Below are 13129 nucleotides of genomic sequence, written 5' to 3'. Positions count from 1 at the left end.
GCCATGAAGTTCTTGTTCAGGTCATCGCTTGTCGTGGCGCTGGGATTGCTGCTGGCGCTCGCCCGCGCTCAGACGGAGCCTACGCCCGCCGCGCCGACCGCGTTGACCGGGACATTGGCAAAGGTTCGCGATGCCGGCGCCATCACCCTGGGGTACCGGGAGTCCTCCATCCCGTTCTCTTATCTCTCGCCGCGCAACGAACCTATCGGCTACTCCGTCGAGCTGTGCAAGTTGCTGGTGGGCGCCATCGAGGAGGCGGTTCACAAGAGCCTGGACATCAGGTGGGCGCCGGTGACCTCCGAGTCCCGCATCGATGCGGTGGAAAAAGGCCAGGTCGACCTGGAATGCGGCTCCACCACCAGCAACCTTGAACGCCAGAAGCGGGTGTCCTTCTCGCCCACGATCTTTGTCTCTGGCACCAAGCTGCTGGTGAAGAAGGGAGCGCCGATCCGCGACTTCAAGGACCTGGGCGGCCGCAAGGTGGCAGTCACGCGCGGCACCACGAACGAGCAAACCCTGCAGGCGTTGTCGCAGAAGTTCAAACTCAACATGAACCTGCTGGTGCAGCGCGATCATGCCGAGTCTTTCGCGCGGGTCGTCAATGGCGACGCCGATGCCTTTGCGACCGACGATGTGCTGCTCTATGGGCTGATCGCGCAGAACAAGGGCAAGGTGCAGGGCGAGTACCAGGTGGTAGGTGACTTCCTGTCCTATGACCCGTACGGGATCATGTACCGCAAGAACGACCCGCAGCTCGCCAAGGTCGTCAACGAGACCTTTCAGTTTCTGGCGCAGGACGGGGAGATCGAACGCCAATACAAGCGCTGGTTCCTTCGCAAGCTGCCATTGAGCGGCGTCAGCATCGACCTGCCCATGAGCCCGCAGCTGGAGACCATCCTCCAAACCATGGCCATCAAGGCGGAGTAACTCTTTCGAACGACGGCAAGCTTCAGATCTTTGTTAAAACTGAGAACTAATTCATAACAGCGGCTGCACAAGAGCGCTGCACCTACAGCGCCCGCCGAGCGACTGCAGCTACAAAGAGTTCCTGCTGGCTTGCGATGGAGGATTTGATGTTCAGTTTTTTCCAACCCAACCGAAACGGCCATCTGCGGCGGGTGATGGCCCTGCTCGAGGAAGCTCACCTGGCGCGCATCGAGCACCAGGCGGCCGCAGAGCATCATGGTGCGCTGGCCCGCATGTATTCCGAGCGTGCGAAGCGACTGGAGCGCGAGCTCTACGGCTCGGCCCAGCTGCCCATCGGGGATGCGTCGGGCAAGGGCCAGGATGAGAAGGCCGTGCTTTACGCGCTCGACGCCAACCGCCGGCTGGAGGCGCAGGCAAAGGCCTGAGAAAGGTGCGGGTCCGGCCCGCGCGCCGCAACAGCGCTGGAAGTACTCTAACGTCGCCCGATCAGGCCGCTTTGGAGAACTAAGCGTTTCCCTTGATAGGAATCTTGACCGCGACCCCAAGAAGTGCGCGACAATGCCGGGGCGTCGCTTTGGTTCGCTTTGGCTTCGTATTGGGTAATCGGTTCAGTTTCGCGCCACTGCGCATCCTTGCTTGTTGTGACTCTGGGACTCCATCGATTGTTTTTTTAGTTTGATTAGGAGTCCTCCATGGGCAAGAAACTTTACGTAGGCAACCTCGCCTATTCCGTCCGCGACAACCATCTGGAACAGGCGTTTGCCGCCTACGGTAACGTCGCCAGCGCCAAAGTCATGATGGAACGCGACAGCGGTCGCTCCAAGGGCTTCGGCTTTGTCGAAATGGGCAGCGATTCGGAAGCGCTCGCAGCCATCGAAGGCCTGAACGGCCAATCGCTCGAAGGCCGCGCCCTGACCGTCAACGAGGCCCGTCCGATGGAGCCCCGTTCGCCCGGCGGCTTCGGCGGCGGCGGTGGCCGCAGCGGTGGCGGTGGCTACGGTGGCGGTGGCGGCTACGGTGGTGGTGGTGGCGGCGGTGGCCGCAGCGGCGGTGGTGGCTACGGCGGCGGTGGCCGCGGCGGCTACTGAGCGCCTGTCGGCATCAGCAAAAAAGGCTCCCTTGGGAGCCTTTTTTATTGCCGGCGTCCCGGCTAGCCGCCGAGAGTGCGCCGCCTGGTCCGTGGTGCCCGGGGCCGGAATCGAACCGGCACGCCTTGCGGCGGGGGATTTTGAGTCCCCTGCGTCTACCAATTTCACCACCCGGGCAAGGGAAGGAAGAGAGCTCAAAATTATGGCACAGTGCCTGGCATGGCAAATGTGAACTACCCGACCATTGAGGACGCGATCGGCAAGACGCCGCTGGTCGCGCTCCAGCGCATCGATGCAGCCGAGAATTCGAAGCGCGGCAACGTGATTCTGGCGAAGCTGGAAGGCAACAACCCTGCCGGATCTGTGAAGGATCGCCCGGCGCTCTCGATGATCAAGCGCGCCGAGGAGCGCGGTGAGATCAAGCCCGGGGACACGCTCATCGAGGCCACTTCTGGCAACACCGGGATTGCGCTCGCGATGGCGGCGGCCATCAAGGGCTATCGCATGGTGCTGATCATGCCGGAAGACCTCTCGGTCGAGCGGGCCCAGACCATGAAGGCGTTCGGCGCCGAGTTGGTGCTCACGCCCAAGAGCGGCGGCATGGAGTACGCCCGCGACCTCGCCGAGCAAATGGTGACGCAGGGAAAAGGCCGGGTGCTGGATCAGTTCGCCAATCCGGACAATCCGCGCATCCACTATGAGACCACCGGACCCGAGATCTGGGCCGACACAGGTGGACGCATCACGCACTTCGTGAGCGCGATGGGCACCACCGGCACCATCACAGGCGTTTCTCATTTCCTGAAAGAGAAGAACCCTGCGGTGCAGATCATCGGCGCGCAGCCAGAGGAGGGTTCGCGCATCCCGGGTATCCGCAAGTGGCCGGAGGAGTACCTGCCCAAGATCTACGAGCCCAGCCGTGTCGATCAACTGGTTCACGTGAGCCAGGACCAGGCCGAGGAAATGTGCCGTCGGCTGGCGCGCGAGGAGGGGGTCTTTGCGGGCATCTCGTCCGCTGGGGCACTGTGGGTGGCGCTCGAGACCGCGAAGAAGTTGGAAAACGCGACGATCGTCTTCGTCGTCTGCGACCGCGGCGATCGCTATCTCTCCACCGGCGTTTTCCCGGCATGAGCCGTCCGCCCGCTGTCGAGGTAAATACCGCAGTGCGAAGTGCCGAGGTGATGCCATGAGCACCATGAACGATCCCAAGTTCTGCTCGGCTTGCGCCACCCCCCTCGCGCGCATCGAACTTGCCGAGGATGGAGGGCCCAAGTCGCGCCTGCGCTGCAGCGCCTGCGGGTGGACCCATTGGAACAATCCGACGCCGGTGCTCGCTGCGATCATTGAATTCCGGGGCCAGGTGCTGCTGGCGCGCAACGCTGCCTGGACACACAAGATGTATGCGCTGATCACCGGCTTCATGGAGGCTGGCGAGACGCCGCAGGAAGGCATCGCACGCGAGATCAAGGAAGAGACCAACCTCGACACCAGCGCCCTCGATCTGGTCGGCGTCTACGACTTCCAGCGCATGAACCAGGTGATCATTGCCTACCATGCGGTGGCCGACGGCGAGGTGCGGCTTTCGCCCGAGCTGGTCGACTACCGGCTGTATGACCTGGCCGATCTCCGGTGTTGGCCGGCGGGCACCGGCTACGCATTGGCCGATTGGCTCCGCACACGCGGGCACGAGCCGCAGTTCATCGAATGGCCAAGACCCGTGACGCCCGCGCCCGACGCAACGGCCGCCTCCTAGAATTCCGGCAGGCCCGGAAGAAGGAATACCGATGGACATCCACAAAGAAATCGACACGCGCGGACTCAACTGCCCGCTGCCCATCCTGAAGGCGAAGAAATCGCTCAACGAGATGCTGAGCGGGCAATTGCTCAAGGTGATCTCCACCGACCCCGGCTCGATGCGTGATTTCCAGGCCTTCGCCCGCCAGACCGGCAACGACCTGGTCGACCAGCAGACGGTGGGAGACGACTTCATTCACGTCCTGCGTCGCCGCTGAGGGCTTTTCGCCGTGAAGCGCAGCGCGCGCATCGCCGCCGGTGGCTTGGCGCTGGCCATGGCGGCCGGAGCGCTCGTGATGGCCTTGTGGAGCGATGGCATGCCGCACGACACACCTGTGCGTTCCGCCCCGGCGTCCGACGCGATTCCGTTCGCCGTCCTGGGCGATTCAAACAGCCATTCCTATCAGGACAAGGCCTGGTTTCCGCCTGACAGCACCGAGCGTGGCGGCGCCTTCCGTGCACGCACATTCCAATGGACCGAAGTCCTGGCACGCCTGCGCGGCCATCAAATCGATCCGGGCCCCTGGATGCGTTGGGGCCGACCGGGCGTGGTTGCGCTGGCGCGCGAATGGATGGGCCTGCCGGGCGGCCGGGCGCCACGGAAGGAAGACTATCTCTACAACTTCGCCAACTCCGGCGCTGCCTGCAAAAATCTGATGCAAGGTCGCTTCCGGCAGGTGCCGCGCCTGGTCGCTCTGATGGACCAAGAGCCGGAGCGGTGGAGGCGTGGCGTGGTGGTGATTCGCATTGGCCTCAACAGCTGGGCGGGCCTGCTGGACCTCCAGGCCAGTGATCCTGATGCGCCGGAGCTGCGCAAGGTCACGGCCTTCTGTGCCGGCGAGATCCGTGCGGCAGTCAGGCGGATCCAAGCTTCACACCCTGCCACCCGCATCCTGCTGGTGGGCATCGGTAACGAGGCGGACGATCCTGCGAACTCCGATCGCTGGCAATCGGCAAAGGAGTCTCGCAACATCCGGTCCGCGCTCGAGGCCTTCAATGCCGCCATCCGTCAGCTGGCCCAGGGCGATGAGCGTCTGGCGTATTTCGATGACGTGGCCTGGTTCGAAACGCACTGGGGCTCGCGCAATGCCGAGGGCAAGCCGGCTTACAAGACAGTGCAGATCGGCTCCGCGCTGCGTGTGACGAACAGCGTCGGGGATGATCCGCACAACTCTGTTCTCGCGGACCTGCATTCGGGTCTGGTATGGAACGCGCTGTGGGCACAGGCGCTGGTGAAGCGCCTGCGTGACGCCTTCGATCTGCCGATCGCGCCCATCGAGGACGAGGAACTGCGCCGCTTCCTCGAGCCCCTGACCGCGGCAGCGCCCGCTAGAGCTCCAGGGTCTTGAGGTAGGCGCGGAACTGGGCCCCGACCTCCGGATGCGCGAGCGCGAGTTCGACGCTGGCTTGCAGGAAGCCCTCCTTGCTGCCGCAGTCGTAGCGCACACCCTGGTATGAATAGGCGTAGACCGCCTCCTTCTTCATCAGCGATGCGATGCCATCTGTCAGCTGGATCTCGCCGCCCGCGCCCTTGGGCTGGCTGCGAATTTCGTCGAACACGCCTGGCGTGAGGATATAGCGGCCCGCCACGCCGAGTCGCGAGGGAGCCTCTTCGGGCTTGGGCTTTTCGACCATGCGATTGACCTTGACCAGGCCTTCCTCGACCGTGTCGCCGGCCACAATGCCGTAGCGCTTGACCTGATCCAGGGGCACCTCCTGCACTGCCAGCACCGAGCCGCCGAGCCTGGCAAAGACCTGCGTCATCTGCGCCAGCACAGGTTCGCCTCCCTCGGGACCGACCATCAAGTCGTCCGCCAGCAGCACAGCGAATGGTTCATTTCCGACCAGGTGTTCGGCGCACAGCACTGCGTGGCCCAGGCCCAGCATGCGCGGCTGGCGCACGTACGAGCAGGTCATGTCGTCCGGCATCACCGATTGCGCGATCTTGAGGAGCTCCAGCTTGTTGCTGGCCTCGAGCTGGCTTTCCAGCTCGTAGGCGGTGTCGTAGTGGTCTTCGATCGCACGCTTGTTGCGGCCGGTCACGAAGATCATGTCGCGGATGCCGGCAGCGTAGGCCTCCTCGACGGCATACTGGATCAGCGGCTTGTCCACCACCGGCAGCATTTCCTTGGGTTGTGCCTTGGTGGCCGGCAGGAATCGCGTGCCGAAGCCGGCGACTGGGAACACGGCCTTGCGAATGCGCTTGGTGGGAGTGGACATGGGCTTAGCGTTGGGTCGGTGAATCGAAGTTTGGGCGGCGCCGAGCGCCAGCCTCGAATACTAAAGCTCTCCGTGTGCTCGATGTGTCAGCCGAGGCGCACAAGCTGGTCGCGCAGCCGCTCCAGGGTAGCGCTGAAGTCTGCCAGTCGTTTCCGCTCCTGCTCTATCACCGCGGCCGGCGCCTTGGCGACGAAGGCTTCGTTGCCCAGCTTGGCGTTGACCTTGGAGATCTCGCCCTCGATTCGTGCGATCTCTTTGCCGATGCGGGATCTTTCCGCTGCTTTGTCGATCTCCATGTGCAGGCACAGCCGCACATCGCCCACCACGGCGACGGGGGCCGCCTCGGCCGCCGCGGCCCAGCTCGCTTCGTCGTCGAAGACCTTGACTTCCTTGAGCTTGGCCAGCGCCTGCAGCACTGGTGCCGCCTGGCGCACGAAAGCGTTGCCATCCGCGGTGTCGGCCACGGCATAGAGCGGCAGCCGCATGGCGGGCGAGACGTTCATCTCGCCACGCAGCGTGCGGCAGGCGTCAACCAGCGATTTGAGCCGCGCCACATGAGCCTCGGCGGCCTCGTCGATCTTCTCGGGCTGGCTCTGCGGGTAGGGCGCGACCATCACCGACTCCCCTTGGCGGCCGGCCACCGGTGCCACCTTTTGCCAGAGCTCCTCGGTGATGAAGGGGATCAGCGGATGCGCCAGGCGCAGCAGTGCCTCGAGCGTGCGGATCAGTGTGCGACGGGTGGCGCGCTGCTGGGCGGGCTCGCCCTGCTGGATCTGGACCTTGGCGATCTCGAGATACCAGTCGCAGAACTCGTCCCATGCGAACTGGTAGATCGAGTTCGCGACGTTGTCGAGGCGGTATTCCTCGAAGCCTTTCGCGACCTCAGCCTCGACGCGTTGCAGCTGCGAGGCGATCCAACGGTCGGCCTGGCTGAATTTGAGGTAGCCATGGGCCGGTCCTCCCGGAGCGCATTCTTCCTTGGTGTGCTCGCGCAGGCCGCAGTCCTGACCCTCGCAATTCATCAGAACGAAGCGCGTGGCGTTCCAAAGCTTGTTGCAGAAGTTCCGGTAACCCTCGCAGCGCTTGGGATCGAAATTGATGTTCCGGCCCAATGAGGCGAGCGAGGCAAAGGTGAAGCGCAGCGCGTCGGCGCCGAAGGCGGGGATGCCGTCGGGGAATTCCTTCTGCGTGTTCTTGCGCACGGCGGGCGCGGTCTCGGGGCGGCGCAGCCCCTGGGTACGCTTCTCGAGCAACTCGGGAAGGGCAATGCCGTCGATGAGGTCGACCGGGTCGAGCACGTTGCCTTCGGACTTGCTCATCTTGTGGCCGTGCGAGTCGCGCACCAGCCCGTGGATGTAAACATGCCTGAACGGCACCCGGCCGGTGAAGTGCTTCGTCATCATGATCATCCGGGCGACCCAGAAGAAGATGATGTCGTAGCCCGTGACCAGAACGCTGGAGGGCAGGTACAGGTCGTAGTCCTGTGTTTTCTCGGGCCAGCCTAGCGAAGAGAAGGGCACCAGCGCCGAGGAGTACCAGGTGTCGAGCACGTCCTCGTCGCGCACCAGCGTCTTGCCGGGCGCCTGCGCCTGGGCCTCGGCTTCGCTGCGTGCGACGTACAGCTTGCCTTCGGTGTCGTACCAGGCCGGGATTTGGTGGCCCCACCAGAGCTGACGCGAAATGGTCCAGTCCTGGATGTTCGCCATCCAATGGTTGTAGGTGTTGACCCAGTTCTCGGGCACGAAACTCACTTCTCCCGAGCGCACCGCGTCGATGGCCTTCTGCGCGATCGACTGGCCGCTGGCGTCGGGCTTCGTCATGGCGACGAACCACTGGTCGGTCAGCATCGGCTCGACCACGGCGCCGGTGCGCGCGCAGCGCGGCACCATGAGCTTGTGCTTTTTGGTCTCGACGAGCAGGCCCAGGGCCTCCAGATCGAGCACCACCGACTTGCGGGCGTCGAAACGATCGAGTCCTCGGTATTTTTCGGGCGCGTTGTCGTTGATGGTGGCGTCCAGTGTGAGCACGCCAATGATCGGCAGGCCGTGGCGCTGACCCACCGCATAGTCGTTGTGGTCGTGTGCGGGCGTGACCTTGACCACGCCGGTGCCGAATTCCTTGTCGACATAGTTGTCGGCAATTACCGGGATCAGGCGGTCGACCAACGGCAGCTTCACCTTGTGCCCGATCAGCGCCTTGTATCGCTCGTCTTCCGGGTGGACCATCACGGCAACGTCGCCCAGCATGGTTTCCGGGCGCGTGGTCGCGACGGTGAGCGACCCGGAGCCGTCCTCGAGCGGATAGGCGATGTGCCAGAGGAAGCCTTCCTCCTCCTCGCTCTCGACCTCGAGATCGCTCACCGCGGTCTTGAGCACCGGGTCCCAGTTGACCAGCCGCTTGCCGCGGTAGATCAGGCCTTCCTCGTAAAGCCGCACAAAGGTGTCCGTGACGACGTTCGAGAGCTTCTCGTCCATCGTGAAGTACTCGCGGCTCCAGTCCACCGTGTCGCCCATGCGGCGCATCTGGTTGGTGATGGTGTTGCCCGACTTCTGCTTCCATTCCCACACCCGTGCCACGAAGTTCTTGCGGCCTAGGTCGTGGCGGCTGATCTTCTGCTCCTGGAGCTGACGCTCGACCACGATCTGGGTCGCGATACCCGCGTGGTCGGTGCCCGGCACCCACAGTGTGTTGTCGCCCTTCATGCGGTGGTAGCGCGCCAGGCTGTCCATGATCGTCTGGTTGAACGCGTGTCCCATATGCAGCGTGCCGGTCACGTTCGGCGGCGGCAGCTGGATCGCGAAGGACGCCGCGCCTTTTTGGGGCTGTCCGGTACCGCGAGCGCCTGCTCTCGCGTAGCCGCGCCGTTCCCATTCGGGACCCCAGTGCGCCTCGAGGGCAGCGGGTTCGAAGGATTTGGACAGGCTCTCGAGGCCGGGCTGGGACAAGGTGTCGCTCATAGGGTGCAAAGACGAAAACGGCATCCCGCAGGATGCCGTTCGGGTGGGTTGGGGAAAGCCCCGGATTTTATTCGAGCGCCGCCTGCGGCGGGGTTCAGCGCGCTCGCCTGCAGTTGAGCGGAGCGCCGACGCGGGGATGACGATGTCTCGCGCGACCGGAGGAGAGGCGGCGAACGCTGCGTTGGCGAATCAGCCTTTTCACGGATCTCTTCGGGGTGGATTGTTGGACGGGCCTGACTCACACCCCCTTCGCGCCGCCTCGCCTCGGCCCGCGGGATAATTCGCGGATGCTGTTTTTGCTCTCCCCGGCCAAGTCGCTCGATTACGAAACCGCCGCGCCCGGCACGCTTCCCGTCACCCAGCCGCACTTCGAGGGCACCCGAGGGCCCGCTGCAGAGCTCATCAAGATCCTGCGTGAGAAGTCACCGCAGCAAGTTGCCGAGCTCATGCACCTGTCCGACAAGCTTGCGGCGCTTAACGTGACGCGCTATGCCGCCTGGACTGCCAAGGGCACGGCCCACAACGCGAAGCAAGCAGCACTGGCCTTCGATGGCGATGTCTACGGTGGGCTTGACGCGAAGACGCTGAGTGCTGCGCAGCTCGGATGGGCCCAGGAGCATGTCTGCATCCTGAGCGGGCTTTATGGCGTGCTGCGCCCGCTCGACCGGCTCCAGCCTTATCGGCTGGAAATGGGCACGCAGCTGGCCAACAGGTATGGCAAGGATCTCTACGCCTTCTGGAACGCGCGGATCGCCGAGTATCTCAACGACCGCCTTGCGGCGGATCGCACGCCGGTGGTGATCAACCTGGCCTCGCAAGAGTACTTCAAGTCGGTCGACCTGAAGGTACTGAAAGCGCGTGTGGTGGAGTGCGTGTTCGAGGAATGGAAGAATGGCAAATACAAGGTCATTAGCTTCTTCGCCAAGCGGGCCCGCGGCCTGATGGCACGCTGGGCCGTGCTGCACAAGGCCTCCACGCCGAGGGCGCTGGAGAAGTTCGATTTCGAAGGCTATGTCTTCGACGCCCACGCCTCGGCGCCGGAGCGTTTCGTATTTCGAAGGAGATCGGCGTGACGAGCCAAGCCATCAGTTCTGAATTGCGGGAATGGGTTGTCACCCAGCTCGCGGCTGGGCACTCCATCCACAGCTTGCGCGCTTCGATGCGTGACGCGGGGTGGCATGACGACGCGGTTGATGCGGCGCTCGCTGGGTCCGAGGCGCAGGCGGCGGGCCTGGCCACCGTCGCTGTTACGCGTACCTCGATGCCCGGACCAGATTTGTCGAACTCGCCGCTGTACATCGACGCAGGTGACCGTCGCGTGCAGGTGCTGCAGACGCTGCGCCATCCGAGGGTTGTCGTGTTCGGCGACCTGCTCTCGGACGACGAATGCGAAGACCTCATCCAGACGGCACGGCAGCGCCTCGCGCGGTCCCTCACCGTGGAGACTCAGACAGGGGGTGAGGCACTCAATGTCGATCGCACCAGTGACGGCATGTTCTTCGAGCGCGGGGAGAACCCTGTCGTCGCCCGGTTGGAGCAGCGCATCGCGTTGCTGTTGCGCTGGCCGCTGGAGTTCGGCGAGGGGCTGCAGGTCCTGCGCTACTCGCCTGGCGCCCAATACCGGCCTCATTACGACTATTTCGACCCTGCTGAGCCTGGCACGCCCACCATCCTGCGCCGTGGCGGCCAGCGCGTGGCCACGCTTGTGATGTACCTGCAAGAGCCAGGGCTCGGTGGTGCCACGACTTTCCCGGACGTTGGCCTCGAAGTCGCGCCCAAGCGTGGCACCGGCGTCTTCTTCAGCTACGAGCGGCCGGATCCTGCGACGCACACTCTGCACGGAGGTGCCCCGGTGCTGGCAGGCGAGAAATGGGTGGCGACCAAGTGGTTGCGCGAGCGCGAGTTCCGCTAGGCACTGCGACTGCCTGCAAAGGCTGACCATGTCATGAAACTCACAGCCAATGGCATTCAGATCGAGGTCGAGGACAGCGGCGGTGAGGGACGTCCTGTGGTACTGCTGATCATGGGGTTGGGCATGCAACTCATTGCCTGGCCTGACGAATTTGTGCAGGCTCTGATCAAGGCAGGATTCCGGGTTGTGCGCCACGACAACAGGGATATTGGTCTGAGTCAAGGCTTTGACCACGCCGGCACGCGCAACCTGGTCTGGCAGAGCTTCCGGCATCGCTTGGGGCTGCCGGTGCGCTCCGTCTATTCGTTGCAGGAAATGGCCGATGACGCGCTCGGGGTCCTCGATGCCTTAGGCATTCGGCGCGCGCATGTGGTGGGCGCTTCAATGGGGGGGATGATCGCGCAGCGCGTGGCCATCGCCGCGCCGCAGCGCACCGCAAGCCTGATCAGCATCATGAGCTCGAGCGGAGCGCGCAACCTGCCGGGGCCGCGGCCCGACGTTGCTGCGGCGCTGATGCGCCGCCCCGCCGGCAGGACCGAGGCGGCCTTGGTCGCGCATAGTCTGGGCGTTGTCCGGCTGATCGCGAGCCCGGCATTTCCTGAGGATGAGCGAACTTTGACCGAGCGCATCACCCGTGGTCTGCGGCGCGCCTACAGGCCTGCTGGCACCGTGCGGCAGATGCTGGCGATCGGTGCCGACAGGGGCCGCCATGGCTCGCTGGAGCGGATCTGCAGCCCGACGCTGGTCCTGCATGGCGACGCCGATCCCCTCGTGCCCCTCGCATGCGGGCAGGATACGGCGCGCCGCATTCCGGGTGCGCGTTTTGTCTCGGTGGCCGGCATGGGCCACGATCTGCCGTCACCGGTGTGCGACATCCTGTTGCAACACATCATTCCCTTTGTGCAGACCGCCGAAAGCGTGCATGAGCCTAGACAACACACCTGAACAATCACAGTTGGGGCGAACCTCGGCCTATGTCGATCGATACGATCCCGACCTTCTGTTTCCGATCCCGCGCGCCACGCAACGCGAAGCCATGGGCATTGCAAACGCACCGCTGCCTTTCTTTGGCGCGGACCTCTGGACGGCTTTTGAGCTCAGCTGGCTCAACCCGCGCGGCAAACCGCAACTGGCGATCGCACATTTCATAGTGCCTTGCGAGACGCCCAACATCATCGAGAGCAAGTCCTTCAAGCTCTATCTCAACAGCTTTAACAGCACTGTACTTGCGGATTCCGAGGCAGTGCGCGAGCGACTGCGCGCCGATCTGGGAGAAGCTTTGTGGAGAGGCAGCGGCCAGGCGAGTGGCATTGGAGTGAGGCTGTTGGGCCAGGATGTGTTCGGTCTCGAAAAGGTAGACGAGCTTGATGGTCTCGATCTAGATCGTCTTGACATCGAATGCACGCATTACCAGCCGGCTCCGGAGTTGCTTTCGAGTGATGCGACGCAGAGCCCGGTTACGGAAACCCTCTGCAGTCGTCTGCTCAAGAGCAACTGTCTGGTGACCGGGCAGCCCGATTGGGGTAGCGTCCAAATCCGATACAGCGGCCCGCCCATCGACCAAGCTGGCCTGTTGGCCTACATCGTGAGCTTTCGCAATCACAACGAATTTCATGAGCCTTGCGCCGAGCGCATGTTCTTGGACATCTGGCGCCGTTGCCAACCCACGAAGCTTGCCGTCTATGCGCGCTATACCCGCCGCGGCGGCCTGGACATTAACCCGTTCCGTACCAGCTGGCCCCAGGCCTTGCCACCAAATATCCGGATGGCGCGCCAGTAGAACTGTGTTGAAGCCTAAGCTGCGGCTAGCGCGAACAAGTCGAGCCGCTTGCGGATTGTCAAAACCGTGTCATAATCGAAGGCTCGGCTGAATGCGTAGCGGCTGAAGTTCTGAGGGGCTTTGGTGGCTGGGTTGGATGCGGAGGAGGGTCTGGGGCTGTGTTGATCGAGAGGTTGGCGGGTTCTGGGGCTTCAAAAAAGTTTGGTGGTTCTTCAAAAACCGTGTAATAATCGAAGGCTTCGCTGATCGCAGCGGGGTTGGCAAGAAAGGCGCAGCGTGTTGCCTGTCTTGTGGGATCGTTAAAAATATACAGCCGATAAGCGTGGGCGTTTGAGGCGAATGGCCAAGTTCTTCGGAACGAAGCCTTTTAGGCTTTAAATGCTCATGAGAATAGAAGTGAAGTTCACTTCAATTCCGTTTTTATGAGTTTGTCTCGCGAGAGACGTTAAAT

General features: G+C 63.4%; 13 protein-coding genes and 1 tRNA gene. 11 read left to right on the top strand and 3 right to left on the bottom strand.

Annotated features, from left to right (window positions below; all coding sequences use genetic code 11):
- The first annotated feature begins 3 nt into the window (after positions 1 to 3).
- The 3 genes from E5CHR_RS24605 to E5CHR_RS24595 all read left to right on the top strand — a co-directional run bounded on the left by E5CHR_RS24605 (position 4) and on the right by E5CHR_RS24595 (position 2015).
- Entirely contained in the window at positions 4 to 927 is a 924-nt protein-coding gene (locus E5CHR_RS24605) for an amino acid ABC transporter substrate-binding protein (protein ID WP_162582261.1), read from the top strand.
- A 146-nt stretch (positions 928 to 1073) separates the two neighbouring features.
- Positions 1074 to 1352 (top strand): hypothetical protein, encoded by a 279-nt coding sequence (locus E5CHR_RS24600; RefSeq protein WP_232062183.1) that lies wholly within the window; start codon positions 1074 to 1076, stop codon positions 1350 to 1352.
- 267 nt (positions 1353 to 1619) lie between these two features.
- Positions 1620 to 2015, top strand: coding sequence for an RNA recognition motif domain-containing protein (locus E5CHR_RS24595; protein WP_162582259.1), 396 nt, complete (start codon positions 1620 to 1622; stop codon positions 2013 to 2015).
- A 92-nt stretch (positions 2016 to 2107) separates the two neighbouring features.
- Here E5CHR_RS24595 and E5CHR_RS24590 read toward each other — a convergent pair.
- Positions 2108 to 2192 (bottom strand) — tRNA-Leu (locus E5CHR_RS24590).
- 51 nt (positions 2193 to 2243) lie between these two features.
- Between E5CHR_RS24590 and cysM the strand changes: the two genes are divergently transcribed.
- From cysM to E5CHR_RS24570, 4 genes are all read left to right on the top strand, one after another.
- Positions 2244 to 3146, top strand: a complete 903-nt coding sequence (cysM, locus tag E5CHR_RS24585; RefSeq protein WP_162583883.1) for a cysteine synthase CysM — start codon at positions 2244 to 2246, stop codon at positions 3144 to 3146.
- Between the two features lie 64 nt (positions 3147 to 3210).
- Entirely contained in the window at positions 3211 to 3768 is a 558-nt protein-coding gene (locus E5CHR_RS24580; RefSeq protein WP_162583882.1) for an NUDIX hydrolase, read from the top strand.
- A gap of 31 nt (positions 3769 to 3799) precedes the next feature.
- Positions 3800 to 4027 (top strand): sulfurtransferase TusA family protein, encoded by a 228-nt coding sequence (locus tag E5CHR_RS24575; protein WP_162582258.1) that lies wholly within the window; start codon positions 3800 to 3802, stop codon positions 4025 to 4027.
- A gap of 12 nt (positions 4028 to 4039) precedes the next feature.
- Positions 4040 to 5158, top strand: coding sequence for an SGNH/GDSL hydrolase family protein (locus E5CHR_RS24570; protein ID WP_162582257.1), 1119 nt, complete (start codon positions 4040 to 4042; stop codon positions 5156 to 5158).
- Here E5CHR_RS24570 and galU read toward each other — a convergent pair.
- Positions 5139 to 6029, bottom strand: coding sequence for a UTP--glucose-1-phosphate uridylyltransferase GalU (galU, locus tag E5CHR_RS24565; RefSeq protein WP_162582256.1), 891 nt, complete (start codon positions 6027 to 6029; stop codon positions 5139 to 5141). The genes E5CHR_RS24570 and galU overlap by 20 nt on opposite strands.
- A gap of 86 nt (positions 6030 to 6115) precedes the next feature.
- Positions 6116 to 8986 carry a valine--tRNA ligase gene (locus tag E5CHR_RS24560; protein ID WP_162582255.1) on the bottom strand — a complete coding sequence of 957 codons (2871 nt, stop codon included), beginning with the start codon at positions 8984 to 8986 and terminating at the stop codon, positions 6116 to 6118.
- 287 nt (positions 8987 to 9273) lie between these two features.
- On the opposite strand from E5CHR_RS24560, the gene yaaA reads away from it, so the two are divergent.
- Genes yaaA through queF form a run of 4 tightly spaced genes read left to right on the top strand, consistent with a single transcriptional unit; the run spans position 9274 to position 12678 of the window.
- Complete coding sequence (gene yaaA, locus E5CHR_RS24555; RefSeq protein WP_162582254.1) at positions 9274 to 10059, top strand: peroxide stress protein YaaA; 786 nt, start codon at positions 9274 to 9276, stop codon at positions 10057 to 10059.
- Positions 10056 to 10898: a 2OG-Fe(II) oxygenase gene (locus E5CHR_RS24550; RefSeq protein ID WP_162582253.1), complete on the top strand. Its 843-nt coding sequence runs from the start codon at positions 10056 to 10058 to the stop codon at positions 10896 to 10898. Before yaaA ends, E5CHR_RS24550 begins: the two co-directional genes overlap by 4 nt.
- 33 nt (positions 10899 to 10931) lie before the next feature.
- On the top strand, positions 10932 to 11843 hold the full coding sequence (locus E5CHR_RS24545; protein ID WP_162582252.1) for an alpha/beta fold hydrolase: 912 nt from the start codon (positions 10932 to 10934) through the stop codon (positions 11841 to 11843).
- Positions 11821 to 12678 (top strand): NADPH-dependent 7-cyano-7-deazaguanine reductase QueF, encoded by an 858-nt coding sequence (gene queF / locus E5CHR_RS24540; RefSeq protein WP_162582251.1) that lies wholly within the window; start codon positions 11821 to 11823, stop codon positions 12676 to 12678. The genes E5CHR_RS24545 and queF overlap by 23 nt, the downstream gene beginning before the upstream one ends.
- The last annotated feature ends 451 nt before the right edge of the window (positions 12679 to 13129 follow it).

The sequence above is a fragment of the Variovorax sp. PBS-H4 genome, from assembly GCF_901827205.1.
Classification (GTDB): Bacteria; Pseudomonadota; Gammaproteobacteria; order Burkholderiales; family Burkholderiaceae_C; genus Variovorax.
The sequence above is the reverse complement of the archived record's forward strand: the minus strand, read 5'-3'. Positions and strand labels throughout refer to the sequence as shown.

Bases quoted from the DNA above. Each gene is read 5' to 3' on its own strand.
- E5CHR_RS24605 (WP_162582261.1), top strand. From the start codon at position 4: ATGAAGTTCTTGTTCAGGTCATCGCTTGTCGTGGCGCTGGGATTGCTG.
- E5CHR_RS24600 (WP_232062183.1), top strand. From the start codon at position 1,074: ATGTTCAGTTTTTTCCAACCCAACCGAAACGGCCATCTGCGGCGGGTG.
- E5CHR_RS24595 (WP_162582259.1), top strand. From the start codon at position 1,620: ATGGGCAAGAAACTTTACGTAGGCAACCTCGCCTATTCCGTCCGCGAC.
- E5CHR_RS24580 (WP_162583882.1), top strand. From the start codon at position 3,211: ATGAACGATCCCAAGTTCTGCTCGGCTTGCGCCACCCCCCTCGCGCGC.
- E5CHR_RS24575 (WP_162582258.1), top strand. From the start codon at position 3,800: ATGGACATCCACAAAGAAATCGACACGCGCGGACTCAACTGCCCGCTG.
- galU (WP_162582256.1), bottom strand. From the start codon at position 6,029: ATGTCCACTCCCACCAAGCGCATTCGCAAGGCCGTGTTCCCAGTCGCC.
- E5CHR_RS24560 (WP_162582255.1), bottom strand. From the start codon at position 8,986: ATGAGCGACACCTTGTCCCAGCCCGGCCTCGAGAGCCTGTCCAAATCC.
- yaaA (WP_162582254.1), top strand. From the start codon at position 9,274: ATGCTGTTTTTGCTCTCCCCGGCCAAGTCGCTCGATTACGAAACCGCC.
- E5CHR_RS24545 (WP_162582252.1), top strand. From the start codon at position 10,932: ATGAAACTCACAGCCAATGGCATTCAGATCGAGGTCGAGGACAGCGGC.
- queF (WP_162582251.1), top strand. From the start codon at position 11,821: ATGAGCCTAGACAACACACCTGAACAATCACAGTTGGGGCGAACCTCG.